The organism is Pelagibacterium luteolum (assembly GCF_900100665.1).
Classification (GTDB): Bacteria; Pseudomonadota; Alphaproteobacteria; order Rhizobiales; family Devosiaceae; genus Pelagibacterium; species Pelagibacterium luteolum.
The window spans coordinates 1-25,841 of record NZ_FNCS01000018.1; the positions used below are offsets into that span (position 1 = coordinate 1).

The following is a 25,841-nucleotide window of genomic DNA, read 5'->3' on the forward strand; positions in this document are numbered from 1 at the left end:
CCCCCGGTTGCATTCACCATTCGGACCGCGGCTGCCAATACGCAAGTGAGCGTTATCGCAATGAGCTTGAAGCCGCCGGACTGCGGGGCTCGATGAGCGCCATCGGCAATCCTTACCATAACGCTCAGGCCGAGAGCTTCATGAAAACGCTCAAGGTCGAGGAGGTCTATCTCTGCGAATACGAAACCTTTGCCGATGTCGTCGACAGCTTGCCAAGGTTCATCGAGGAAATCTACAATACCCGAAGGCTCCACTCTGCCCTCGGCTATCGCTCACCAGAGGAATTTGAAACCCAACTCGCCCAACAGGCGGCTTAGTTTGGAACGCTGCGCTGGTCCAGTCCCAGGGGTTCACTCCAATACCGGGTCAGATCTCAACGGCAATCAACACAGGCTGCCCCGGACGTGCTGATCGATGCCAACGACGGTCGGGGTCAGGCGGCGGGCGCGAGGGCGCCTGCGATGGTATTACAGTGCAAACTTTTGCCGATGATATCGCAGATATTCAGCAGTGCGATCATTCGGACGGGACCTAAGACCGCGCTCGAGCTGAACATTTTCTTCGGCAAGAACATCCGCATGTTTTAGCATGTTTCCTGAATCGTCAAACGAGATAAGGCCAGCATCGAACAGCGCGTCCAACGTAGCGACAAGCGGCAAGCCGTTGTCGGCGTCTAGGCGCTCTGCATGCGAAGCTTCGCGCCAGGGCTTGATGTGGGACGCTCTTATTACGCGAGTCAGCCTCACACCTGTCACAGCGCAAGCTCCCTGCCATTTGGCAAGCACCTGATCTCTAAACCGGCCCTGTCCCAGCCTAGCCTCTACAAGCCTAAGGCGTTCAGTTTCAGTAATGCCCTCAAGCGCTAAAAGCTGGGTTACGTCAGTTGGCTCAGTAGAAGTGTTAGCGTAGGCCGCGAATAATTCTGGCTTTATAGTCACGCCGACGATGAAGCCATCAACCTCAACAAAGTCGACAACACCCTGACCATCAGGGCCGACAAATTTTAAACAGCCACCATCCATAGATCTGCGCTGCCCGCGACCGTCGGTAAAACGGTATGGCACGCTGGGCTGATTAATCTGCTCCGCAATTCGAACGAGTTGTTGCTTGAAATAGTTGGTGCGAGGACCGTCGCCATTGCCGGGGCTACTTAGAGAAACTCGTGTGAAAAGGTCATGGGTGGACTTGCTAAATGGAGCAGATGCCTTCGTCCCGTCTAATTTCTGGTACTCCGGGAGGTCAATCGCTATCGGAACAAAAGTTGGGTTGACCATCGGCTCTCTCCAAGAGGTGTGGCATTCAAGACTTGAAGTACCATAGTCTTGGGTCCAGTCGAACTAGTTCGCTACATCACTTGGCCTTATGGGTCGCTATACCCTAGCTAGCGATAAGTTTGTACGAGAGGCAACTTGAGCCCCTCGCCAAATATTCGCACCACGTCGCGTCGGAGGTTTTGCAAGCGCGACCTCCCACGCGAACTCAAATGCTCGGCGGAATGTTATCCAGCGAGGCTGGGTAGAAACAGCGTTAGCGGAGGGAATAGAGTTATGAGAGCAAGCACCACCAGAGGTGGGATGAGCCAAGGAAGAATTGCGTAAGCAAGCTTTTGAAACGGGATATTTCCGACTTTCGCCACTACGAACAGCGCCATCCCCATCGGCGGTGTCAGGGTGCTGATCATTATATTAAAGCAGACGATGATGCCGAATTGAACAGGGTCGATACCGAAGGCGAGCGCTGAGGGCACCAGTATGGGAACCAGGATCAAAAGGATCGCCATCGATTCAATGAATGCGCCCAAAAAGAAGATCAGTATGTTGACCATCAGCAGGAACATCAGCGGGTCTTCAACGAAATTTAAGAACAATGCCGCAATCTGTTGCGGTGCTTGTTCTCGCGCAAATATGATGCCCAACATCCCGACGTTGGCAACAATGAACGCAATGCTCGCCGACAGGGTCGCTGACTCGTAAAGCGAATCCCAGATTTTGCGCCAAGTGAGCTGCTTGTAGATGAAGAGGTCGATCAAGATCGCGTAAACTACTGTTGCGGCCGCGGCTTCCGTTGGCGAGAATATTCCTCCGAAAATTCCTAAGATGATAATCAGTGGGGTAAGGAGGGCCCAAAAGGCGCTACGGAAGCTCGACAAAATCTCGCTGAGGCGAGCTCGGGGCAGGGCCGGGTAGTTACGTTTTACCGAGACAATATAGACCATAACCATGAGGGCGAGCGCGCAAGCCAGCCCAGGTATGATACCTGCCAAGAACAGGGCGCCCACCGACACGTTGGCGCTGACGCCGTAGAGTACGAGGGTGATAGATGGCGGAATGATCGGCCCTATCATCGACGATGCTGCAGTGACCGCGCCAGAAAAGTCGTCGTCGTAGCCCGCTTTGCGCATCGCGTCGATTTCCATCTTTCCCAACCCAGAGGTGTCGGCAACTGCCGACCCAGACATGCCTGAGAAAAAGACACTCGCGAGCACATTGACGTGTCCAAGACCGCCACGTACGTGGCCTACAAGCCGAGTTGCGAAGCCGAAAATATGATTGGTGATCCCGCCATTTGTGAGCAGCGAAGCAGCGAGGATAAAAAGTGGTATAGCCAGGAGAGGGAAGCTGTTGAGGCTGTCTACAAGGCGCTGGGTGGCGAACGATAGACCAGTGCCCGTGATGTAAAAATAGCCCATTGAGGTGAAGAGCATCGCGACCGCGATGGGCACGCCGATGAAAATCATGCCGAGCATTGCGCCCGCGATAATGAGCAAAGTCATGACTTGTCGCTCCCCGACGCGCCGCTAAATAGGCTCTTTCCATCGCTGAAAATACGAAGGACCAAACGGATTAGGATCAACATGCCGCCGATGGGAAAGGCCGCGTAAAGGAAGGCGGTAGGGACGGGCAGGGCGACTGATGAGTAGGTCGCTGTGCGCTCAACCATGGCCCATCCAATTTGGATGAGATGAATGAGAATGGCCACGAACGCAATGTCGATGACAATATCCAGAGCTGTGCTAGCCTTCCGAGGCAACGCCCCCGAAACGATCTCCATCCGGAGACTTCCCCGCTGACGCTCTACCTCTGCGGCACCGATGAAGGCCATCCATACCCAAACCCAGCGTGAAAGTTCTTCTGTCCAAACTGGTCCAATGCCCCCTGCTAAGCGGCCGACAACTTGAACCGCCACGGTCAAAAGCAGGCAGCCCATAAGTGCTGCAGCAATCGATCCTTCGATAGAGTAGGGCTTCAAGCGCCTCTCAGACCCTAAATCGCTGGCTTGATCATTTTCTGAATTCGACAAGGACGGCCTCCCAATTTGTCCCTCCTGCCACACCGGGCAAGAGGGTGGTCGCTGACAAGATGCGAGATTTCACCTGTCCCAATCGAGGAACCGAGAAATCGGCGTCCAGTGAGTTAAGGTTGGGTAATAGCGATCAGGTTTGACACGCTGCCTTCTCCAAACCGGGATTCGAGCGTGTCGTAATAAGGCTGCATAGCTTCACGGAAACCCGTCAGTTCAGGCTCGGTCACTTCAAGACCTTGTTCCTCAAAGAACGCCAGCAGCTCCGCCTCGTCGGTGTAAGTCAGTTCATCCGAGACCTCACCACCATGTTTCACGGCTTCGAGGAGCCAGCCTTGCTGCTCTTCAGTCAGGTTCTGCCATGTTGCGTCGCCCACCGTGACCTGCATCGCGGCCATGAAATGTGATGTGAGTGCGATATAATCCTGCACTTCAAAGAACTTCATGTTTTCGATGGTTGGAAGGGGATTTTCCTGCGCATCGACCTGGTTTGTCTGGAGGGCTAGATAAACCTCCTGGAAGGCGACAGGGGATGCTTGAGCGCCGACACCTTCTGCGAACGCAATCAGAAAGTCGGTGTTGGGGACGCGGAGCTTGAGCCCCCGCATGTCATCGATTGAGTTGATGGGGCGATTGGACGTCATCTGACGCATGCCAAGATACCAGGAGTCCAGGGGGCGCAATCCCTGCGCTTCATACAGCGCAAGCGTCTCGTCACCCCATTCACTTTCGAAGAGATCTTCGTAGGCCTCAAAGCTCGGCAGCACATAGGCGGCGCCGATCAGCGTCAGCTCAGGGATCATATAGTTGAGGTCGGTGTGGCCGTGAATAAACAGATCCAGTTCGCCGGCTTGTACCTGCCCCGCCATGGCTCGGAAATCGCCTAGCTGCGCGCCCGGAAAGATGTCGAGGCTCATTGTCCCACCGGACAGTTCCTGCAGTTTTTCATCGAGAGCCTGAGCGCCAACGTAAAGATTGTGGCCCTGCGACTCCTGAAGACCCAGTGTGAGCGTTTGCGCTTGAATAGGTGCTGACACCGCGCAGAGGGCGGTTCCTAGAAGTAGGGCTAGGCGAGAATTGGACATGGTTTCCTCCAGTTGTGTTTAGTCGTTAGGTTTCGTTGATACGGTGGATGTGTAGGCGTCCATCAAGTGATCCTCGAGGACGCGTGCGGCGGTCGTTTCGTCGCGATTGCGAATGGCTTCGACAATCTGTCGGTGTTGATCGAGAACCCGTGGCCAACGCGATCGATCGACAGCTAGTGCCGTACGCCGCTCAAAGAGTTCGTCGATGAAACTTCCGTAGAGATTGGTAATGACTGGATTTTCGATGCTGGAAATCAGGGTCTTGTGAAACCCTGCATCTGCCGCAACAAATTCCTCGGGAGACTGCGCGGTTTCGCCCGCGCGAAGATGCACTATGAGCTTACCGATGTGATGGAGCGCTCCGCCCCGGGCTATGAAGCGAACAGCACCTAGCTCTATGATTTGGCGGAACTGTTCTAGGCTGGCATGGCCCTCTGGCTGACGCAAAATCGCAGTAACAGCTTGAGACTGAAATCCTTCAAGTGCCTCGGCCCGCGGCATGGCGACCCTCGGACGATGACCCTCACGTAGGGTCAAATATCCTTGGCGAGAGAGGGTCAGTACGGCTTGGTGCACTGTCGGCCGGGACACCCCAAATCGTTCCGAGATTATGCGCTCAGACGGCAAAGGCGACCCCACCTCAATTCGGGACATTTTAATGTCCTGGGCGAGTTCCTCAGCGATGTCCTCGGCAGAGATGCGCTGTGATTTGGTAGTGGTCGTCATGACGCCTCCTGAAGCGGGTTGTTGCATCGCCCAGCTGTTTTGTAAAGCCAAAATAATTAATTGACTTACCAAACGAGATCAAACACAAGCCAGATGATAAGAATTTTTGGAGTTTGATGATGCGAGAACTATATTCGGCTTTGGTCACGCCCTACAACGCGGGCGGCGAGTTCGATCCCACCCTTCTTGAGGGACTCCTAAAATTCCAAAAGAAACAGGGACTAGACGGGGTCTACGTCGGCGGCAGTAGCGGAGAGGCAGTGCTTCAGTCGGTTGCGGAGCGGCAAGCCGTTCTAAAAGCAGTTGCTGAGCACAACCCAGGGCTAAAGCTGATTGCTCACGTAGGCACAGTGGCTACGCGGGATGCTCAATCATTGGCAGAAGTGGCTGAGAGGGCGGGATATTCCGCTATTTCCGCAATCTCTCCGTTTTACTACGGATTTTCGGAAGATGAGTTGTTTGCCCATTATACTGCGATCTCGGAAGCATCAGCGCTCCCGCTCATCGTGTATTCCTTTCCCCAGAAGGGACTAGGACTTTCGCGGGAGCTCTGTGATCGCCTTCTCGCAAATCCGAAGATTTCCGGCGTAAAATACACGTCGGCCGATCTCTACATGCTCGATCAGCTCAAACGCGCCTATCCCAACAAAATCTTCTTCAACGGTTTTGATGAGATTTTGCTCGCGGGGCTGACCATGGGCGCCGACGGGGGCATCGGTACGACGTACAACTTTATGGGCGATGTGTTCGTTACCATTCGTTCGGAATGGGAGGCAGGCAATCAGTCCAAAGCACTGCGTTTGCAGGGCATAGCCAATGATATGATCGAGCGGGTCTACCCGTCCATCATCGATGGCACAAAGTACGTGTTGGCGCGAATGGGTTACCAAACCGGACGGGCGCGAGCGCCCTTTCAGCCGCACGACTGGACTGCGGTTCCAGGGTTGGATGCGGCCATCGATAACCTGATCGCTTGGCGAGAAAGCCGGAAATAGGCAAATCGACCGCTACCCGACGGCTGTATTTTTATGAAGCTGGATACGTCATATTCTGATCTGCGGATAGCGGTCTCTCGGTAAGTTCGCCAAGTCAAGCATCGGTCCGTTCCGCTCAGATCGCACGCCAGAGCGTGTCCTCGAGCGATTTTCGGTCCGCTTTTACCCCTAAACCTGGTCCGGTGGGGTACGCGAGTTTTCCGTCGACAATTTTGGCCTCGAACGGTTCTTCGATCACGGGCCGATAGCCGGGTTCTTTTTCGAAGTCAGGGAAAATTTCAAGTATTAGTGGGTTCGAGATCGCGGCGCAGGCATGGAGGGATATCGCTGTGGCGAGTGGACTGCCATAATTATGGGGGGCGACGCGCAAATTATATGCCTCAGCCATAGCCGCGATCTTTTTTGTTTCCATTAGTCCACCCGTATTGCACACATCCGGTTGAGCTATAGTAATCGCCCCGGCGGAGAAAAGCGCATGAAAGCCGTATCGGGTATAAGTGCGCTCACCAGCTGCGATCGGGATCGAGGTGCGTGCTGCCACGCGCGCCATGGCTTCGGGCAGGGCAGGGTCCACCGGCTCCTCGACAAAACCGATATCTAGAGGCTCGATCGCTTCAAGAATTGTCATGAGCTGGTGATGGCTCAGCCCGCCCCCGAAATCGAGCAGGATCGCGACGTCCGAACCCACCGCCTCGCGAATGGCCTTACATCTTTCTACGACTAACCGTTGGGCTGAAGCGTCGAGAGCACGGCGCACCGGATGCTTGACCACTGTGATCGGATCCGCCATCCCAAGCGGATACAGCTTAAGCGCATTAAAGCCACGGGCTGCAGTTTGCGCTGCCGCACGCGCGTAGCTTTTGGCATCGTCGCACCCAATCCACCAGCCATTGGCATAAACTGCCACATGATCGTCGACAGGTCCGCCCATCAGCGAATGAACCGGCGCGCCCAGATCCTTGCCCTTTATGTCCCAAAGCGCGTGCTCGATAGCACTCAAAGCGGAGAAGGTTATCGCGCCTCCGCCCTTCGTCCAGAAGGCGGTGTCGTAAATCGTGTTCCAGATGCGTTCGATCCGACTTGCGTCCTCCCCAATGACGAACCGCTCGATCATTTCTCCAGCAAGCTCGGCCGCTGCGGTCGTGCCAGCACCATATGCCATCCCGGCCTCTCCGAGGCCAGTGAGCCCTGTATCGGTCTCCAGTTCGATGATGACGGCACGGCGATTGCCGCAGGGAACGACGTGGACGCGGGCGGATTTGACTTTCATAGGAGACCTTCCGGAAGGTTGGTTATCCGGCCATTGTCGGACCGGTGCTCTCTTCGGCCAACCGAATTCTCTTCCGACCCGTAGGACTTCGGGGAATAGCTAGCGCGGCATCATGCGAGCAGCTCTTCCAGTTCCGCTTCGTCTTTGTGCATCTCCTTGATCAGCCATTCGCGGACCGCCTGAACGATCGGCCGTGTTGCCCTCTGGCTCGAGGTCACAAAGTGATAGCTGCGCCCGGTGACCACCACGGTATCGCTTGCCGTTACCAGGAGACCGTCAGCTAGAAGTCGAGAAGTAACAGAAGTCCACCCCAGTGCCACTCCTTGCCCACTCAGCGCCGCCTGTACACAGACCGAATAGTCGGAAAACGACAGCCGATCGCCGTCAGAAGTCAGCCTGTATTGTGCTGCATGGGAGAACTCGGGCCAACCAAACCAGTGGTCGGGCAGGGCGATCAATGTCTGAGGACGCCGTGGAGATTCAAACTTGCCGAACTCGGCTAGGTAGGCTGGTGAACAGACTGCGAGGATGCGTTCGGGTGCGAACCGTCCGTCAAGCTCTGCCGAGTCCTCCCCCGAAGCTACCCGCAAACCCAGATCGCAATTGTACAGCGGCCCCCCGACGCTGCCAGGGATAAGCTGGAACTGCAAGTCCACTTGGGGAAAATGGTCCCGGAAGCGATCGTATCGGGGCATGAGCCAATGGGTCGCCATGCCTGAGGAGATCGAAAGCATGACTGTTTCCCGAGTAGGGTCGCGGCCTTCGATGTCCTCGAAGACCTCTTGAATCGCGCTGAATGATCGGGTCGTCACACGGCCAAGTTTTTCTCCGTTTTCCGTCAATATGAGGCGCGGGCCGGAACGTATGAACAGCTTCTGGCCCAGATGTCTCTCCATGGCTGCAATGGCATGGCTGACCGCAGGCTGAGTGATATTGAGTTCCTCTGCCGCCCGCGAAAAAGATCCTAGCCGCGCGGCGGCCTCAAAGGCCAAAAGCGCGCTAGCAGAGGGTATGTGACGACGTAGTGACATGAGCCAAATTCATACTCACAATGAATCTTATCACTCTTTCGTGGCGCAAAATTTGGTGCCAGTCTACCCATGTCATGCGGTGATACAGGGCGTACAGCGCTCTCTTCACCAGAAGAAAACTATACGCTGCTCACGGAAAGCGTAACAGAATCAACAAGCAGGCTTATGGAACTTGATATTCAGGCCATGCGGGCCACCACTCCGGGTTGCTTGAATGATGTCATGCATCTCAACAATGCCGGTGCTTCGCTGATGCCGTCCCCGGTGCTTGAGGCGATAAAGGGACACTTAGATCTTGAGAGTCGCATTGGCGGCTATGAGGCAGCAGTCGAGGCAGCAGACGCGATCGAGGGCTTCTATCTCCACGTAGCAGCGATGATCGGTGGGCACCCAGATGAGATCGCCTTTCTAGACAGCGCAACTCGCGCTTGGCTCGCGGTTTTCCATGCAATGGACTGGAAGCCCGGCGATGTCGTCCTGACGGCACGGTCAGAATACAATGCTAACATGGTCAGTTTTTTGCATGCCCAACGACGCCAGGGCATTGAGCTGCAGCTGGTACCAGACGCTGAAGATGGAACCATCGACCTGGTGGCGCTCGCGGCGATGATTGGCCCGCGCACTCGGCTCATCTGCCTCTCGCACATGCCGACCAATGACGGTTTGATCAATCCCGCGGTAATGGTTGGCCAAATCGCCGCCGCCCATGGCGTTCCCTTTCTGCTTGACGCTTGCCAGTCGGCAGGCCAGATGCCGCTGGATGTAGCGACCCTAGGCTGCACGATGCTGTCTGCGACGGGCCGAAAGTATATGCGTGGCCCGCGCGGCACGGGTTTTTTGTGGGTGCGCCGTGACTGGCTCGATCGCCTGGTGCCTCACGCGCTTGATATTCGCTCGGCAAGTTGGTCTGGAGTAAACGAGTACGAGATCGCAGCCGATGCGCGCCGGTTCGAGCTGTGGGAGGCGAGTATTGCTGGTCAGATCGGTCTCGGCTGCGCCGCTCGGTATGCGCTCGACGTCGGCATTGAACCGATGTGGAACCGCATCCGCATGCTTTCGGAACATCTTCGTTCTTCGCTCTCGGACTTGAGTGGCATCACCGTCCATGACCGCGGCACCGAAAAAAGTGGTATTGTCACTTTCTCGCACGCGGTGCTGAGTTCGCCCGAGATTGTGGCTCGCCTGCGCTCGGTCCATTCGATCAACACGTCCGTATCGGCCTGCCAACTCACACGCTTCGCGCTCATTTCCGGGGGCACGACCCACATGGTTCGGGCGTCGATCCACGCTTACAACACTGTTGAAGAACTCGATGCGCTCATTGAGGCGCTCGATGCGATGACAGGCGCCAAGGGTGCGAGCCTGTCCCACGCCAATAAGAACGATAACAAAAGCCCCCTGCAACCTTCACTCGGAGTGGAACAATGAAAAGCAAACTGACCCGGCGCACACTACTGCGCGGTGCTGGCGCCACGGGGCTCGCGGCCCTTGCAGCTCCTGCGATCATACGTCCCGCCTTTGCCCAGGCTGGGGAACTCAACGTCTGGTCCTATTCGGGATTTATCACCGATGACTTCCGCCGACGTTTTGAGGAGGAAAGCGGCATTCGCCTTAACATCCGGCAGGTATCGGACCAGGGTGAGCAGTTTAATCTGATGGCGGCTGAAGAGGGCAACTACAGTGCTGACATCGTGTGCTGCGCTGGACACCGGTTCTACCAATTCGTAGATGCTGGTTTTCTTGAACCCATCGACATGGGTAAGATGACCGCTTGGGACAGAATTGAGCCAGAATACGCTGAGGCAACCTGGGTGTCTCGGAATGGTGAACGTTGGGGCGTTCCACTCGTTGTGGTCACAACCGGCCTTCTTTATGATTCTCAGCAGTTCGATAAACCAACGAGCTGGGACGTAATGTTTGATCCCGCCAATGCTGGGCGCACGACCTACCAAATCCAGGATTTCTTCCAGATCGCCATGAACTATCTTGGCTATGATGGTTCGGCAGCATCGTACATGGATGATCCCGAGCAGGCTCAGCAAGCGGTTAACGCCACCCGGGATTTCCTTATCGAGCACAAGGGGCAGGTGCGTCGCTACTATGAGGCTGCGACTGAGATCCAGCAGATGTTCGTAAATGGCGACGTTGCGCTGGCTGAGGCCGGTTCGGGCCCGTCCGCCCAGTTGATTATCGAAGGTTTCCCTGCTGGCTATACCATCCCCGAGGAAGGGGGCCTTGCCTACGCTTACGGGTTCAACATCACCCGCAACGCCACCAACCTGGACAACGCCTACACCTTCCTTAATGCGCTTCTATCCTCGTCCGAGAACGGGGCTGAGATTGTTCGCTCCACCGGATATGAATCGGTGATCGCCGGCACCGGCGAGCACCTCACTCCCGAGGAGCGGGCCGTGCTGGCCCTCGGAGCCGAGGAGCGTTCACGGCTCTCGTGGGTCGATGTCGAAACAGCTCCATTCATCTTCGATCTTATCGACACCGCGGCAGAAGAAATCCGCGCCGCCTAGTCGTATCGTCGCGTCCCGGGCGGTAAGCGTCCGGGACATACAATTATTGAAAGATCGGGTCGTCCATGACCGCATTTTTTATCTGGGCTCGACGCTTTGCTGCTTATCGGTCGCTGACCGAATTGCTAGCGCGCTCCTCGCTGGCGCGGCTAGCGATAATCTCGGCCCTACCGCTAGCCTGGATCGTGCTTGCTAACATCGCACCCCTCGTACAGATGTTTGTAATCAGCTTTTACCAATCTTACCCGTTGGCCGCGGGGACAGCCCCGGAATTTACGATCCGGCACTATTTCGCCTTCTTCGAGCGCCCCCTCTATCTGTCGGCCTTTGCCCGATCCTTTATCTTCGCCACCCTGGTAACTGCCCTGACCCTTTTGGTGATGTTTCCAGTCGCCTATTACATCGCCAAAGTTGCGCCTCGTATCCGGCGGGTGAGGCTATTATTACTGGTGATTGCCCCTTTTTGGATCAGTGAAATCATTCGCTCGTTCGCTTGGATGCTGATGCTATCCAATCGTGGAGCGGTCAATTCCTTTCTGTCCTCTGTAGGCTATTCGGGCCCGCCGTTTGAGCTGCTCTACAACAACATTTCGCTGACGATCGGCGTGCTCTACCTAACCTCACTTTATATGCTCCTCCCCTTATATTCTGCGCTAGAAAAGATCGACGATCGGCTACTTGAAGCGGCCGCCGACCTCGGGGCGACTAGCTTTCGACGGTTTACGCGTATTATTCTACCGCTGGCACGCGATGGAATTGTCACCGGTTGCACGCTCGTTTTCCTGCTGGTCGTTGGCCTCTATGCCATGCCGGTGTTGCTTGGAGGCCCATCCAACACGCTGTTTGCCTCCACCATCGGCCAGATCTTTGGGCGAGCGGGAGATTCCTGGCCATTGGGAAGCGCTTTTTCAATGATCTTGATCTTTGCCGCGCTTGCTTATGTCGGTGTGTTCATGGCCGTGCTGCAGAAACAGCCAGGGAGACGGTCATGATGCACCACTTGGGCAAAGTAGCCCTGCCAGTCTACTTTTGGCTCTTCGTCACTTGGCTCTTTTTGCCCCTGTTTGTGATGGCTGCGATGGGCTTTAGGGATTCTAACTTCGTCGCCTTTCCCATTCAGTCATGGACGACCGATTGGTATCAGTCGGTTCTCGATGACCGCGAGATACTTGCTTCCCTCTGGGTGTCTCTCCAGGTCGCTGTCTTATCGACTATCCTCGGTCTGGGGATTGGAACACCGATGGCCTTTATGGTCGCGCGTTTCCACGGAGTGTGGCGCGCGATACTGATCACGATCATCGTCATGCCCGCCTTTATTCCCATCGTCGTCAGCGCCATCGCGCTTCGCATGTTTATCGGCAATTTCGGCATCCAAACTGGTCTGGTCGCGATCGCCTTTGGCCATGCAGTGTCGTCGGTACCTTTTGTTGTCGTCATGCTGCTCACGCGCCTCAACTCTATGAGCCCTAATCTTGCCGATGCCGCTCGAGATCTAGGAGCAGATGAGTTCATTATCTTTTTCCGCGTGGTGCTACCGTATCTAAGTCCAGCACTATTCGGCGCCTTTATGTTCTGCATGCTGCTCTCATTCGAGGATTTCACTCGGTCCTTTTTTCTCGGCAGTTTCGATCCGACCTTCCCGGTGTTGCTCTTTGCCCGGCTGCGCTTCGGTTTCGATCCTGGCCTTGCGGCGATCTCGACACTAGTCCTCGTCGCGACCATTGCGCTGGGAATCTATGCTGAACGATTCACCCGCAAGCGTACCGCCCCTGCAAAACAAGGCCGACTTGCGGCGTCAGGAGACGACAAGAATGTCTAAATCTGTACCAGCCATAGAGGTACGTAACGTCGCCAAGTCGTTCGCCGAGTTCCGTGCGATTGACAACGTCTCACTCACCGTCGAGAGCGGCATATTCATTACACTTCTCGGGCCATCAGGCTGCGGAAAGTCCACTCTACTGCGGTCCATTGCAGGATTTCTCACACCCGACTCCGGTTCAATTATGGTGGGAGGCAGAGATGTGACGGCGCTTCCTCCTCATATCCGGCCTGTCAATATGGTTTTCCAGGACTATGCCCTGTTTCCGCACATGAGCGTGCGACGCAATGTGGGATTCGGCTGCGAGATGAAAGGAATGACGCGTCTCGAGATTGAGGCGCGCGTCGATGCCATGCTTGAACTCATCCGGCTTCCCGATGTCGGCAGTCGCGAGCCTAGCGCGCTTTCAGGCGGACAGCGTCAACGTGTTGCGCTGGCTCGTGCGCTGGCGCCCGATCCGGTTTCACTGCTCCTGGACGAGCCACTGGGAGCGCTCGACCTTAAGCTCCGGCTTGAGCTTCAACATGAACTAAAGTCCATCCAGCGCACCACTGGTAAGACATTCGTCTTCGTCACCCACGATCAGGACGAGGCCATGTCCATGTCTGATCTGGTGGCGGTGATGAAGGATGGAAGAATTGAGCAACTCGATACACCCCGTGCCGTTTATGCGCGCCCAGCAACTGCGTTCGTCGCCGGCTTCGTGGGCGCGGCCAACATGCTGCCGGCCCGAGTCTCTGGCAACGACGGCGCTGTGCTTAACCTTGAGGTCGAAGGTCAGAATTGGGCGGTTCCGGCAGACTGCGTTACCGGTGGAAGAACCGTTGCAACAGGTGACGTCGTCACATTGGTTATCCGGCCTGAGGACGTAATTGTGGGGTCTGGCCCAGGTTTCGGGGAGCTCGCGCTGCCTGCTCGAGCCCACGAGCAGACCTTTCTCGGAGGTCGGATCCACCTTCGTTGCCAGACCGCAAACGGCACGGCACTCACCCTGGAAGTTAGGCCCGGCAGCGTGCCTGAGGGCGACGGTACACTTGATCTTTACATTGCGCGAGAAGCCGTTGCCGTCCTCGTCGAACGAAAAGAGACAGTAAAATGATTAGCGACCGCCTTGAGGAGCTCGGCCTCCAACTTCCCGTAATCGTCGCCCCCAAAGGCAGCTACGTACCATTCTTGGTCTCGCGCGGTCATTGCTTTATCTCGGGTCAGTTGCCGCCGACCACGGGGGTGGCTGAGTCTCCCGGGCCCTATTGCGGCATTGTTGGAGCAAACGTCTCGGTGGAAACCGCTCGGGACGCTGCACGCCATTGTGCGCTCATGATCCTCGCCCAGCTCGGCGTCGCAGTCGATGGCGATTTCGACCGTGTGGCCCAGATTGTCCGGCTCGGCGGCTTCGTTTGCGCGACGCCAGATTTCAACGCTCACCCGCAGGTAGTCAACGGTGCGTCTGACCTCATGCTCGAATTGTTCGGCGAAGCCGGGCGCCATACTCGCGCCGCTGTCGGCGTTTCGAGTCTTCCCTTGGGCGTCTGCGTCGAAATTGACGCGGTCGTCGAACTGAAAAACTGAAAGGACCTTATTCCATGCTGATGGTAGATGCTGAACGCGTCCATGAACTCCTCGATTTCCCTGGGCTGATCGATGCTCTTGAGAAGGCACATATGGGCGGAATGCCTAAACAGTCCGATCGGCTCATTTACCAAGAGCCGAACCCAACTGGCCAACCCGACATCTTCATCATTCTACCCGCATGGGAGCCTGGCGAGGGCATCCTCGCCAAGATGGTCACTTCCTTTCCAAACAATAAGGAACGTCATGGTTTGCCCACGGTCAATTCCATCTATGCCTTTATCAATGGCGAGACGGGGGTCATCGAGTCGCTCATAGACGGAGAAGCGGTGATATTTCGCAAGACTTCCTCGGACTCGGCTCTGGGATCTAAGATGCTGTCGCGACCCGATGCCAAGTCCTTCCTGATGGTCGGGGCAGGTGGGTTGGCACCTTATCTTATAGAAGCTCACCTAAGTGCTCGGCCAGGAATCGAGACTGTCCGAATATGGAACCGAACCACGGCCAATGCGGAGGCGCTCGTCGACAAGTTGGCGACCAAAGGCATCCAGGCCGAAATCGTTGACGATCTTGATGATGCTATATCGGAGGCGGACATAGTCTCGTCGGCGACAATGGCTTCGGAGCCTCACATCAAGGGCAAACTCTTAAAGCCTGGCGCTCACCTTGATCTTGTCGGCTCATTTACCCCTCAGATGCGCGAAGCTGATGACGACGTGCTGACGCGGGCCAAGGTTTTTGTAGATCACCGGCAGACGACGACACGATCAGGCGAGTTTTTAGGGCCTTTTGAGCGCGGTGTGATCACCATTGACGATGTGCGCGGCGATCTTTTTGAGCTTTGCCAGAACAAGGCGGAAGGCAGAACGTCAGACAGCGATATCACCATGATGAAAAACGGGGGCGGGAGCCACATCGACTATTACGTCGCCAAATACCTCATGGACAGGCATCACGGCCGCCCCTTTTCAACCACATCGAGTACCTGAGGAGGCCGGCCGTCGGCCCGGAGGTGACACATGGATTTTCCCCGTCGTTCGATACCTTCAGTCGCTGGACTCGTGGCCTTTGAGGCAACGGCCCGCCATCTTAGCTTCTCGCGCGCAGCCGAAGACCTCTGCCTTTCCCAGGGCGCGGTCAGCAAAAGAGTGCGCCAGCTCGAGCAGGTTGTGGGCGTTTCCTTGCTCGCCCGCACCCGCCATCAGATCTGCCTCACCGATATGGGGCGGGCCTATCTCGCCCAGATTCGCCAATTGCTAGAAGACCTTGAGGTTAACACCGAGGCGCTGCGGACCCGCGCCCGCGGTCGTGATCGCATTGTCCTGGCCTCTCCGCTTTCATTTGCCTCGCGTTGGCTTGTCCCACGCTTACAACGATATCGCGACGCCCATCCTGACATCGCGCTCGAAATAGCAACCGGTTCGGAGGCCGACGGGATCGCCGACTGCCACATCCATCTCGGACGCCCCAACGAACAGGACGTTGTTGTTTCCCCGCTTTTCGATCTCGACTGGACCCCGGTTGCCTCGCCGGCCCTGCGAGACCACCTCGCAATTCAAGCACCATCTGACCTTTCGCGAGCCCGACGTCTTTCACAGTCGGACATGACGGGCCTGTGGCCAGCATGGTTTGCCATGACAGACTCTGAGCCCGTGCAAACCGCAACCCTCACGTTTGGCGGATTTGAGTTGGCCATCGCAGCGGCCATTGCCGGACATGGGGTGGCGATCCTGCCGCGAGCTCTTATTGCGCGCGAACTAAAGGCTCATGATTTGGTCGCCCTGTTCCAGGGCACTGACCTAAACGAACGCGGATATCAACTCGCTGTGCCGGCGCGACTGGTGGGCGACCCGGCAATCGCCGGTTTTGCTCAGTGGTTGACATCCGAAACGAGGACCCCCGTCCGGCAGATCCGGGCGGCGTGAACATAGCGGATTGGCAGCTTTGTCGATTTGGCCTGACGAGCTCTCGTCAGGTAACTTTGCGTTGCGCGCATTTTAAACCGCTCCAAGGGTGGGCTAGTCATTCCAAAAAGGAGTTTGAGCAAGGACAATCCTAGATCGGATACTCGGTCTCAAGGTTCGGGAAACAGGGCGCAAGCCGCGGCCCATCCCGCCCGGAGAAGAAGGGGAACGTCAATGAAATTTCGCATCAAAGCACCACTAGCCATTCTGGCGGCGCTGGCAATCGCGCCGCTTTCGCTCGTCTCCAACGCTCAGGAAATCGACTTTATGGTTGTCGATTACGACGCGCCAGGCATGGGGGATTGGTGGAAACTGTTAGTCGAAAAATATAATACCGAGGCAGAAGGCACGTTGGTTCCGCGCAGCGTGTCAGCGGGTCATTATTATGAGCAGCTTCTAATCCAGGCCGCAAGCGGAGCAGGTCCTGACGTGCTCACCGTCAATCCCAATAATCTGGGCGAACTTCTCGCCGCAGGATACGTGTTGCCGCTGGACTCGTTCATAGAGCAGTCTGACTTGCGTGATGCGATCGTTCCTGGCGGCTGGGACAGCCTTACGGTTGATGGCACAACCTATGCTCTGCCGATCACCGGCCGCACCCTCCAGCTAATCTACAATTCATGCCACTTTGAAGAGGCCGGGCTCGACGGTCCTCCGACGAGTCTTGATGAGATAATGGAATATGCAGAGGCACTGACCCAAACTGACGAATCCGGCCGCGTTACCCGTTACGGGATGAACCTGGTCAACGCCAACGAAGACCCTACCTACGAAACCCTGCTTATGCTGACACTGGCTCATGGTGGGTCCTTTTCCGATGAAGACGGAAATTTTACTCTCGACACTCAGCCTGCGATTGACGCACTGACGTATTTTAAGGCGATCTACGATTCCGGCGTCGTGCCTCAAGGTATGAGCGAGACGGACCTTCGGGCTCTCTTTGCCACAGGCGGTTCGTCCATGACGATCGATGGCCAGTGGCAGTTCCCTTTCATCGAACAAAATAATCCGGAAAACTTTGACTGCTACCAGACCGCTGGCCATCCTTGGGACGGCCCGGCTACCGGCGGGGTCAACATGGCACTGGCAATAAGCGCCGACAGCGACAATCCAGAGGCAGCATGGGAGTTCATTTCCATGGCGGCAAGCGACGACCTTCAGTCTCAGTTCAGTGACTACAGCCCTTACATTCCCTACGGGGTCAATGCGCTCAGCGATGAACAACTCGCAGCGCGGCCCTACCTTATTCCCTACGTTGAAAGTAGCGGGTCGGCCCATCCCATCGCCATTCCTGGCCATGCCGACCAGTTCAACGAGATCTGGCCCATCGTCGTCGATGCGGTCCTGCTTACTCTGCGCGACAATGTTCCGCCCGAAGAAGCGCTCGCTATAGCTCAGCAACAGCTTGAGGACTGCTGTTCGTAGGCGGCATCTTCCCATGGCAGGGCGTCGGGCAACTGCCCTTCGCCCTGCCTTTCTTAAGCGAGCTCCCTCATGACATCAGTCAAACATGCTTTTAGGCGATCGTCTGCGATAAGCGTCCTGTTCGACGGTCCGGCGTTCCCGTTTATTATGATCCTACCTGCGCTTTTGATGCTGGGTTTTGTCATAGGGCTGCCCATGCTGGAGGCCGTTAGACTGAGCTTTGATAGCATCGCTTTGCGCCGACCCGCCGCCGCTGGAACGTACGGCGTTCACAACTATCTGCGCCTCGTTGCAGACCCCAAAGCTTACGCGGCGCTGGGGTTCTCGGCTCTCTATATGGTCGGAACCGTGATCGGGTCTGTGGGAATGGCGCTGACCGCAGCGCTGCTTACCCGACGTGTTATATGGTTCTCTGGCCTGGCACGGGTCGCGTTCCTTTTGCCCTGGACGGTGCCTGCCGTGGTCACTGCCCTGATCTGGGGCGTCATGTACGATGGCAATTTTGGGGTAATCAACAGGCTCCTCGACTTCGTGCCGTTCATTGACGGTCAGAATTGGCTGATCGAACGCCAGACCGCGCTTCCCGCGCTCATCGTAGCCCAAGTATGGAACGAGTTTCCGGTCGCCTATATCTTTTTTCTCGCCGGCCTCAAAGCCATACCTGATGAACTATATGAAGCGGCACGGATCGATCGGGCCAACGCATTCCAGCAGTTTCGACATATCACTTTACCCCATCTCCGCTTCATTATCGCGGTCATTGTCATTCTCCTCATGATCATGGGGTTTAAGTCTTTTCCCATCATATTCATCCTGACCGGTGGTGGGCCAGCAGGGGCGACCGAAACCCTCACAGTCCTGACCTACAATGCCGCTTTCCGTAGCCTTGATTTTAGCTATGCCGCGACGTTGGGCATTTTAGCCGTCCTGGCCTCGGCAATGCTTGTGCTGGGTTATCTGCGGCTTTTGCCGCGCACCGGCCATGGAGACGTGATGTGATCCTGGGTCGCGCTGCACCGTTTACTCCCCTGCTGATTATCACTTTGCGCACAATCGCTATCGTTGCACTCGCCATGGTTGCGCTGTTCCCACTCTATTGGATGTTGGTGATAGCACTGACACCCACCGGGCTCGGTCGACAAGTGATGACCTTTTTTCCAACCACGCCCACGCTTGAGAACTTCGTTACCCTCTTTGCAGATCGTCCGATGGCCCGTTGGATTTGGAACTCGATTCTTGTGGCGACGCTCGCTTCGGCGATCTCTCTCGCCTTCGGCACCACGTGCGGCTATGCGCTTAGCCGTCTGCGGTTCCGTGGAGCAAACCTATTGCTCATTGCCGTCCTGACCACCCAAATGATGCCAGCGACCAGCATTATTGTACCCCTTTACATGCTGTTTCGCGCATGGGGGCTGCTCGATACCATGCAAGGGATGGTCGTTGGCCATATTTCTCTCGTCGTTCCGCTCGCAATCTGGATGAGTAAAGGCTTCTTTGATTCCATTCCCACCGATCTTGAGAGTGCGGCGCGCATAGATGGCTGTACCCATGCGGGCGCCTTTTTCCATGTTGCATTGCCGCTCGCAGTTCCTGGCTTGGCAGCGATTTTCATCTACGGCTTCGTGACCAGTTGGCACGATTTCCTGTTCTCTCGAACTTTAGTCACATCTCAGGAGCTCTGGACTGCCGCCAACGGCATCGCTTCTTTCCGGGGTGAGTATTTTACGCTGCAGGAATTGCAAATGGCGGCCTCGCTCGTCTTTGCGATACCGGTTGTGGTTGTCTTTTTCGTCATGCAACGCTGGATCGTGTCCGGTGCGTTGTCTGGCTCAATCCGATAGGCTGATTATGGCAAGTGTAGAGTTCAAATCCATCACGAAGCGTTATGATGCACTCGACGTTCTCAACGACGTGGACATCTCTATTTCCGACGGAGAGTTCGTGGTCTTTGTCGGGCCTTCGGGGTGCGGCAAGTCAACGCTTCTGCGCATGCTAGCGGGTCTTGAACCCATCACCGCTGGCTCAATCTCAATCAGCTCAGAAGTGGTCAACGCTCTTCCTCCACGCGACCGCGACATCGCCATGGTCTTCCAGAACTACGCGCTCTATCCTCATATGAGCGTCGGCCACAATATCGGTTTCCCGCTTCGCATGGTTGGGACCCCGAAACCGGAAATTGAGCGCCGCGTGTCGGAGGCTGCAGAGATGCTGGGGCTTACCCCGTACCTCGCCCGGCTGCCGCGCGAGCTTTCGGGCGGTCAGCGCCAACGTGTAGCCATGGGGCGCGCCGTGGTGCGCGAGCCGTCAGTTTTTCTTTTTGATGAGCCGCTGTCGAACCTTGATGCTTCACTTCGCGTCCGCATGCGAGGTGAGATTAAGCGACTGCACCAAAGGCTCGGAACGACGATGATCTACGTCACACACGATCAAATTGAGGCGATGACGTTGGCAGACCGGATCGTGGTTTTGCGCGGCGGCAAGGTCGAGCAAATTGGCACGCCGCTCGAGCTCTACAACTCTCCGGCCAGTCCCTTTGTTGCCCAGTTCATCGGCTCACCGGCCATGAACATTTTCGAGGGGACAATGGACGACGAGTGTTTTGTCAGAATCACTGAGACTCGCATTGCGTTGGGCACTCGACCCTCAGGAATATCTTCGGGCGCACCATTGCTTGTCGGAATTCGTCCCCACGATGTAGCGCTTGGTGATCCGGGCAGGGGAACGCTTTCGGGCGAACTTCAGCTAGTTGAGGAAATGGGCAATGCTCGGCTACTGACAATACAGGTAGGTGGAACCTCAGTCCAAATCGAAACCCAACACCAGATAGCTTTACTGCCCGGAGCGACCGTGCACCTCACCATGCCACCTGAAAAGTTGCATATTTTTCCCAAGTGAGCCGTCGGCACCCTCAGCGTCGCACCAACCTGCACAACGTCATACTCTTTCGGCGTTTGCGCGAGACGCGACGATCGTTCAATTTGGGTGTCTTGATAGGGTGCTAAAATGCTGCAGGATACCAATCACAGCAATCTCTGGCAGGCTAGTGCGCCAACGCCGCCAACAACAACTCCGCTGAGCGAATCTTGCGATGCTGACGTCGCGATCATTGGCGCGGGTTATACGGGGCTTTCTGCCGCGCTCCACCTCGCAGAATCTGGTCTGCGCCCGATCGTGCTTGAAGCACGGGGGATCGGCAATGGCGGGTCGGGACGCAATGTCGGCTTGGTCAACGCCGGCATGTGGGTGATGCCCGAGGACCTCGTTGCCACGCTTGGCGAACGCTGGGGCATGACGCTCATAACCGCTTTGGGAAACGGCCCCGCTGCCGTCTTCGATCTCATTGAGCGCCATGGCATTGAGTGCGAAGCTGAGCGAAATGGCACGCTGCATCTGGCGGTCGGTGCCTCGGGCTATGCTGAACTTGGCGAGCGCGAGCGCCAGTGGCAGGCCCTGGGAGCACCAGTCACTCGCCTTGCCCCCCACGCTGCCGCGCGCCTGATAGGTTCGGGCGCGTTCGCCGGAGCTCTGCTCGACCGGCGCGCTGGCACCATCCAGCCGCTGGCCTATGCACGAGGGCTTGCTCGTGCAGCCCAATCTCTAGGTGCTGCGATCCACACCGATTCTCCGGTCACCAAAGCAGCACAGGCGAATGGCAAATGGACGCTCTCGACGCCGTCAGCCACCGTCACAGCGCCTTGGGTCATCGTGGCCACCAATGCCTATAGTAGTCTCGAGCGCGACTTTCCCTTCGCCTCACAGGACGAAGAGTTGACCATGCTGCCCTTTTTCCAGATCGCGACCCAACCACTTTCAGACAATATTGCTGGCACCATTTTGCCCGAAAGACAGGGGTGTTGGGACACTCGAACCGTTATGACTTCGCTGCGTAAAGACAGGGCCGGCCGGCTGATCTTTGGTAGCGTCGGCGCGATCGACGCCTTCTCGCGCCGAACTCAGGTGGCCTTTGCCAGACGAAGTCTGGAAAGCATTTTCCCTGGGATCGATATTCCGCCTTTTGCCCACGTTTGGCACGGCCAAATCGGAATGACGGGCGACGCTTTGCCCAAATTCCATTCCTACGGACCCAAGGCGATAGGAGTAAACGGCTTCAATGGTCGTGGCATCGCGCCCGGCACCGTCTTTGGGCGCGCTATGGCTCAGATGATAGCCCATGGCGAGGAGATGATACTCCCGAACTCTCCAATTGGAAGGGCGCCTTTCGCCCGCGTTCGGACTGCGTTTTACCGAGCCGGTAGCCAGGCACTGCATTTGCTCTCTGGTCGGGTCTAACGCCCTAAAGCTTGCGCCTCATCAACGATCCATTCGCGGAAATGGGCAAGAGGGCCATGCTGACCGCGGCCAGCGGGCCAGACAAGGAAATAGCGTTCAGGACTTTCCATTGGAGCATTCAGCGCCGGAACCAAGTCGCCCCTATCAAGGTCGGCGGCGATTAAGAAAGTTGGCAGGAGTGCCAGCCCCAGTCCCGATCCCGCGGCCTGGGCAGCGGTTGCAAATTGATCAAAGAGCATGCCGCGCAGGCGTCCGACCGTGGTGCCGTGCCGACTAAACCAGCGCTCCCAATGATCGGGCCGGCTCGCGAGGTGCAAAAGGGGCAACTCGACCAGGTCGGCTGCCGATTTCACTGGATGGGTGTTGAAAAAGCTGGGAGCTCCGACGGGCAGTACCATCTCACCCATCAACTCGACGCCCTCACTACCGGCCCAAGGCCTATCGCCGAAGTGGATGGCCGCGTCAAACGGGTCGGACTCGAAGTCAAAGGCCGTCAGACGTGTCGACAGGTTGACGGTGATTCCCTGGTGCAGTTCAAAAAAGCGAGGTAGGCGGGGTGCGAGCCAACGCGTACCAAAGGTGGGCAGAATGGCGAGATTGAGTGTTCCGCCATGGGGATTTGCGTGCAAGTTCAGCGACGCGGTGCCAATGCGCCGTAGCGCCTCCCCAATCTCACGCGCATAGGCGGCCCCAGCTTCGGACAGTCGTACCGTCTGTTTATCGCGGACGAACAGCTGGCACCCAATCTGCTCCTCGAGCAGCCGAATCTGGCGCGAGACCGCGCTTTGTGTGATGGCGAGTTCTTGGGCAGCTATTGTAAAGCTCTGGTGGCGCGCCGCCGCTTCAAACGCAGTTAGCAAGGACATGGAAGGCAGGAAGCGACGGGGAATAGCCATGGGCTGTCGTACCGATTTGGACATTTGACGCCCTTCTATCAACATGGGGCTATCTTCGTCATCCATTGCTATCTCCCTCGGGCGCGATCGCTCTGGCTAGCACCTCGATAGGGTGGGGCACGGAGCGGCTAGCAAGGCGCTTAGTCTGGCACCGGCAGGAAAATCCGGTTGCGGCGACGTTTCCTAGTGCAAGTGCCTTGGTCCAGGACAGATCGAATATGGCCTTAGACATCTCAGCATGTTCGGCCTCATGACCGAAAAGCCCACTCATGCCGCAACAGCCCACATCGCGTGGAGCCATTGTGACGCCGAACCGGTCCATTATACGGGCCCATCGCAGGCCCGAGGCCGGATCGGCAGTCCGCTCTGTACAGTGGACCAATAAGGTATGCCTCACACTGTTTAATGTTTTCGCTGTAACGCGCGTGTCAATCGCCTCGAGAAACCGGTCTATCGAAATGAGAAAATGGGCGCCCTCATTGCGGACCTGTATCGTCGTTGCTGGCTCGATTCCCACGATAGGAATGCCTCTTTCCGCGTATGATGCCAGCCCGGCATGGTGGCGGTTTTTGACTCGCTCATAGGCTTTGGAAAAGCCACGCACCTCAAGCCCTTTACCATTGGCCATGATATCGGCGACCAGGGGCTTAAATCCCAACACCGCCAGTACGCGCGCTGCCGCTACGATTGGTCCGGGATCAAAGCTCGCGAGAAAGCTATCTGGTACTAAGATGACACTCGCGGCGTCCGTCTGGGACCGCCGGGTCAGCCGTCCGATGCGCGCAGCCCTAAGTTGGGTATCCAACGACCGTTCTGCCAATAACGGGATATCTAAAAGGCCAATCGCCCTTGTTGCGGCTTTGCCCAACGATGACCCCAAGAGTTTATTGGCTAGCTTGGGCGCGCGCCGCGCCAATACCAGCATAGGCTCCATGAAACGCACGCCGTAGTCGCGCAGGGGACGTCTGTGGCTTGCATAGTAGGCATCAAGAAATCGAGACTTCATAGTCGGAATGTCGACCTTGACAGGGCACGCTGAGGCGCAAGCCCTGCAGGACAGGCATGTCTCTAGGCTTTCCTTGAGCGCAGCTTCTGTCTGCTGATTGGACTTTTGTGCCCATGCACGAAAAAGCGCCGCTCGTCCGTTGGGAGATTGGGTCTTGTCGCGGGTTGCTTTGTAAGAGGGACACATGGGCGCATCGGGATCCCAATCGTGGCACGCGCCATTGCCATTGCAGGCAATGGCGCTGGCAAACTGCTTTTGCTGAGGCAGCGATACCGTCTCGTCAAGGGCTCCCCGAAATGGAACCTCATCGATTCTTTCGACTCGCTCGGGACTTCCTTCTGGTGTCGCTAGCTTGCCAGGATTGAGCCTGTTGCCAGGATCAAATACAGCCTTGATCCCTCTGACAACGGGATAGAGCTCGGGACCGAATATTTCCTCGAGATATTCCCCGCGCACTCCACGTCCATGCTCGCCCCAGAGCAGCCCACCATATGCCCGGGTCAGCGCGACGACCTCATCGGAGATCGTTCGGATCATCAAGCGATCTGCTGCGTCTGTCATGTCCAGCGTCGGGCGCACATGCAGGCACCCCACATCCGCGTGGCCAAACATGCCGTAATCGATGCCGTGTCGATCGAGCAGGGCGCGGAACTCAGCAACATATCCGGCCAGCGCCTCCGGCGGCACAGCGGTGTCCTCGACGAAAGGCACTGCTTTGCGCCGGCCCTCGAGTCCTCCCAAAAGCCCTACCGCCTTCGAGCGCAACGACCAGGCAGCCCGGATCGCCCCTGGCTCGGTCACCGCTCGGATCAAGGTGGGTGCGTCGTCGCCCTCAATGTGTCGGGTCATCCAGTGCAGCTTGTTTTCAATTTCCCCGAAGGTTTCCCCGGTTACCTCCACGAAATTAACAGCGCCCACCGTGCTCGGAAGTACTCCGAATAACGCACCTAGTTCTAACCACACCGGATCGGTCTGGGCTAGCGCTAGCACCTTATCATCGAGGATTTCGATCGCTAGGGGATCGGCTTCCACCAGCCGGGGTACATGATGCAGCGCAGCGGTGAAATCCGAATAAAAAACCGCTAGTATGCCGCTGACCGCTGGCTTGCGGGCCAAACGCAGGGTGATTTTCGAGATAAGTGCTAACGTGCCTTCCGACCCAGCAATGATTTTGCACAGATTGAGCCCACCATCTGCGCGCAGCGCCTGTTCGAGATTATAACCGGTCAGGCCCCGGTTCATCTTTGGAAACACGGCCGGGAAGTAATCTTTGGAGCCTTCCAGTGCCGCTCGTACTTTCCGGACGATCTCCCCTAGCCGATCGTCTTGCCGGCACGTTGCTTCGGTCTGAGCACGATCCATGTTGTCGATCGTGATGGCGCTGCCGTCCGCTAGCACGAGGTCGAGTGCTTCGATATAGTCCGAGGTGCGCCCGTATTGACGCGATCCCTTACCCGAGGCGTCGGTTGAGACCATGCCGCCGATGGTCGCACGCGAGGACGTGGAGACCATCGGAGGGAAGAACCAGCCATAGGGCGCGAGGAACGCGTTTAGCTGGTCGAGCACGACGCCCGGCTCCACGCTCACGACTCCTTTTTCGGCATCGAAGTCTAGGATCGTGCGCATGTGCCGCGAGGTGTCGAGCACCACCCCGGTGGTAAGCGACTGCCCGTTGGTACCCGTGCCTCCTCCCCGTACGACTAGCGCTGGGGTATCATTGCCGGACTGGGCTAGCGCCCGGCCAACTGCCTCGATGTCAGCCGTTGAAGTTGGAAAGAGCACCGCGCTTGGCCGGACCCGATAGATCGAATTGTCGGTCGCGAGCACTTCGCGGGCCGAAAAACTTGTCTCGATGCTGCCAGTAAAACCCTCGTCTTCTACCGCTTGGAGATATCGAGCGAGGCTGGCCTGCGTCCGCGACAAATGCGGAGTCACGGCGC

General features: G+C 56.9%; 24 protein-coding genes. 15 read left to right on the plus strand and 9 right to left on the minus strand.

Annotated elements, in window-relative coordinates; translation table 11 throughout:
* Window positions 1-317, plus strand: a 317-nt coding sequence (locus BLR31_RS17880) for an integrase core domain-containing protein (protein ID WP_143009427.1), incomplete at its 5' end; no start/stop codon positions are given.
* Between the two features lie 150 nt (window positions 318-467).
* Here the strand turns inward: BLR31_RS17880 and BLR31_RS17885 are convergent.
* The 5 genes from BLR31_RS17885 to BLR31_RS17905 all read right to left on the minus strand — a co-directional run bounded on the left by BLR31_RS17885 (window position 468) and on the right by BLR31_RS17905 (window position 5,111).
* Window positions 468-1,274: an HNH endonuclease gene (locus tag BLR31_RS17885; RefSeq protein ID WP_210183951.1), complete on the minus strand. Its 807-nt coding sequence runs from the start codon at window positions 1,272-1,274 to the stop codon at window positions 468-470.
* Between the two features lie 224 nt (window positions 1,275-1,498).
* Window positions 1,499-2,773 carry a TRAP transporter large permease gene (locus tag BLR31_RS17890; RefSeq protein ID WP_090598519.1) on the minus strand — a complete coding sequence of 425 codons (1,275 nt, stop codon included), beginning with the start codon at window positions 2,771-2,773 and terminating at the stop codon, window positions 1,499-1,501.
* Complete coding sequence (locus BLR31_RS17895; RefSeq protein WP_143009428.1) at window positions 2,770-3,300, minus strand: TRAP transporter small permease; 531 nt, start codon at window positions 3,298-3,300, stop codon at window positions 2,770-2,772. The genes BLR31_RS17890 and BLR31_RS17895 overlap by 4 nt, the downstream gene beginning before the upstream one ends.
* Before the next feature lie 113 nt (window positions 3,301-3,413).
* Window positions 3,414-4,385, minus strand: coding sequence for a DctP family TRAP transporter solute-binding subunit (locus tag BLR31_RS17900; RefSeq protein ID WP_090598523.1), 972 nt, complete (start codon window positions 4,383-4,385; stop codon window positions 3,414-3,416).
* Between the two features lie 18 nt (window positions 4,386-4,403).
* Window positions 4,404-5,111, minus strand: coding sequence for a FadR/GntR family transcriptional regulator (locus BLR31_RS17905; protein ID WP_176762744.1), 708 nt, complete (start codon window positions 5,109-5,111; stop codon window positions 4,404-4,406).
* A gap of 119 nt (window positions 5,112-5,230) precedes the next feature.
* On the opposite strand from BLR31_RS17905, the gene BLR31_RS17910 reads away from it, so the two are divergent.
* Window positions 5,231-6,106, plus strand: coding sequence for an N-acetylneuraminate lyase (locus BLR31_RS17910; protein ID WP_176762745.1), 876 nt, complete (start codon window positions 5,231-5,233; stop codon window positions 6,104-6,106).
* Between the two features lie 115 nt (window positions 6,107-6,221).
* Here BLR31_RS17910 and BLR31_RS17915 read toward each other — a convergent pair whose 3' ends face one another.
* Both BLR31_RS17915 and BLR31_RS17920 read right to left on the minus strand, forming a co-directional pair.
* Complete coding sequence (locus tag BLR31_RS17915) at window positions 6,222-7,376, minus strand: mandelate racemase/muconate lactonizing enzyme family protein (protein ID WP_090598530.1); 1,155 nt, start codon at window positions 7,374-7,376, stop codon at window positions 6,222-6,224.
* A 110-nt stretch (window positions 7,377-7,486) separates the two neighbouring features.
* Window positions 7,487-8,368, minus strand: coding sequence for a LysR substrate-binding domain-containing protein (locus tag BLR31_RS17920; protein ID WP_176762746.1), 882 nt, complete (start codon window positions 8,366-8,368; stop codon window positions 7,487-7,489).
* Between the two features lie 204 nt (window positions 8,369-8,572).
* Between BLR31_RS17920 and BLR31_RS17925 the strand changes: the two genes are divergently transcribed.
* From BLR31_RS17925 to BLR31_RS17985, 13 genes are all read left to right on the plus strand, one after another.
* Window positions 8,573-9,835 carry an aminotransferase class V-fold PLP-dependent enzyme gene (locus BLR31_RS17925; RefSeq protein ID WP_090598533.1) on the plus strand — a complete coding sequence of 421 codons (1,263 nt, stop codon included), beginning with the start codon at window positions 8,573-8,575 and terminating at the stop codon, window positions 9,833-9,835.
* Window positions 9,832-10,932 carry an ABC transporter substrate-binding protein gene (locus BLR31_RS17930; RefSeq protein ID WP_090598535.1) on the plus strand — a complete coding sequence of 367 codons (1,101 nt, stop codon included), beginning with the start codon at window positions 9,832-9,834 and terminating at the stop codon, window positions 10,930-10,932. Before BLR31_RS17925 ends, BLR31_RS17930 begins: the two co-directional genes overlap by 4 nt.
* Window positions 10,933-10,997: 65 nt before the next feature.
* Entirely contained in the window at window positions 10,998-11,924 is a 927-nt protein-coding gene (locus tag BLR31_RS17935) for an ABC transporter permease (RefSeq protein ID WP_090598537.1), read from the plus strand.
* Window positions 11,921-12,751, plus strand: a complete 831-nt coding sequence (locus BLR31_RS17940; RefSeq protein ID WP_090598539.1) for an ABC transporter permease — start codon at window positions 11,921-11,923, stop codon at window positions 12,749-12,751. The genes BLR31_RS17935 and BLR31_RS17940 overlap by 4 nt, the downstream gene beginning before the upstream one ends.
* Window positions 12,744-13,850 (plus strand): ABC transporter ATP-binding protein, encoded by a 1,107-nt coding sequence (locus BLR31_RS17945; protein WP_090598541.1) that lies wholly within the window; start codon window positions 12,744-12,746, stop codon window positions 13,848-13,850. The genes BLR31_RS17940 and BLR31_RS17945 overlap by 8 nt, the downstream gene beginning before the upstream one ends.
* A complete protein-coding gene (locus BLR31_RS17950) occupies window positions 13,847-14,320 on the plus strand; it encodes a RidA family protein (RefSeq protein ID WP_090598544.1) in 474 nt (157 codons plus the stop codon). The genes BLR31_RS17945 and BLR31_RS17950 overlap by 4 nt, the downstream gene beginning before the upstream one ends.
* 14 nt (window positions 14,321-14,334) lie before the next feature.
* Window positions 14,335-15,309 (plus strand): ornithine cyclodeaminase, encoded by a 975-nt coding sequence (locus BLR31_RS17955; RefSeq protein WP_090598547.1) that lies wholly within the window; start codon window positions 14,335-14,337, stop codon window positions 15,307-15,309.
* A 30-nt stretch (window positions 15,310-15,339) separates the two neighbouring features.
* On the plus strand, window positions 15,340-16,245 hold the full coding sequence (locus BLR31_RS17960) for a LysR substrate-binding domain-containing protein (protein ID WP_090598551.1): 906 nt from the start codon (window positions 15,340-15,342) through the stop codon (window positions 16,243-16,245).
* Between the two features lie 213 nt (window positions 16,246-16,458).
* Window positions 16,459-17,709 (plus strand): ABC transporter substrate-binding protein, encoded by a 1,251-nt coding sequence (locus BLR31_RS17965; RefSeq protein WP_090598554.1) that lies wholly within the window; start codon window positions 16,459-16,461, stop codon window positions 17,707-17,709.
* 195 nt (window positions 17,710-17,904) lie between these two features.
* The gene (locus tag BLR31_RS17970; protein WP_244505129.1) at window positions 17,905-18,708 is read left to right on the plus strand and encodes a carbohydrate ABC transporter permease; all 804 of its coding nucleotides are present in this window, start codon (window positions 17,905-17,907) and stop codon (window positions 18,706-18,708) included.
* Complete coding sequence (locus BLR31_RS17975) at window positions 18,705-19,550, plus strand: carbohydrate ABC transporter permease (RefSeq protein WP_244505130.1); 846 nt, start codon at window positions 18,705-18,707, stop codon at window positions 19,548-19,550. Before BLR31_RS17970 ends, BLR31_RS17975 begins: the two co-directional genes overlap by 4 nt.
* Window positions 19,551-19,557: 7 nt before the next feature.
* Window positions 19,558-20,604 carry an ABC transporter ATP-binding protein gene (locus BLR31_RS17980; RefSeq protein WP_090598563.1) on the plus strand — a complete coding sequence of 349 codons (1,047 nt, stop codon included), beginning with the start codon at window positions 19,558-19,560 and terminating at the stop codon, window positions 20,602-20,604.
* 108 nt (window positions 20,605-20,712) lie between these two features.
* On the plus strand, window positions 20,713-21,999 hold the full coding sequence (locus tag BLR31_RS17985; RefSeq protein ID WP_090598566.1) for an NAD(P)/FAD-dependent oxidoreductase: 1,287 nt from the start codon (window positions 20,713-20,715) through the stop codon (window positions 21,997-21,999).
* Here the strand turns inward: BLR31_RS17985 and BLR31_RS17990 are convergent.
* Both BLR31_RS17990 and BLR31_RS17995 read right to left on the minus strand, forming a co-directional pair.
* Window positions 21,996-22,895: a LysR family transcriptional regulator gene (locus BLR31_RS17990; protein ID WP_090598655.1), complete on the minus strand. Its 900-nt coding sequence runs from the start codon at window positions 22,893-22,895 to the stop codon at window positions 21,996-21,998. The two genes, BLR31_RS17985 and BLR31_RS17990, sit on opposite strands and share 4 nt — an antisense overlap.
* Before the next feature lie 58 nt (window positions 22,896-22,953).
* Complete coding sequence (locus BLR31_RS17995; protein WP_090598570.1) at window positions 22,954-25,836, minus strand: FAD-binding and (Fe-S)-binding domain-containing protein; 2,883 nt, start codon at window positions 25,834-25,836, stop codon at window positions 22,954-22,956.
* Between the last annotated feature and the right edge of the window lie 5 nt (window positions 25,837-25,841).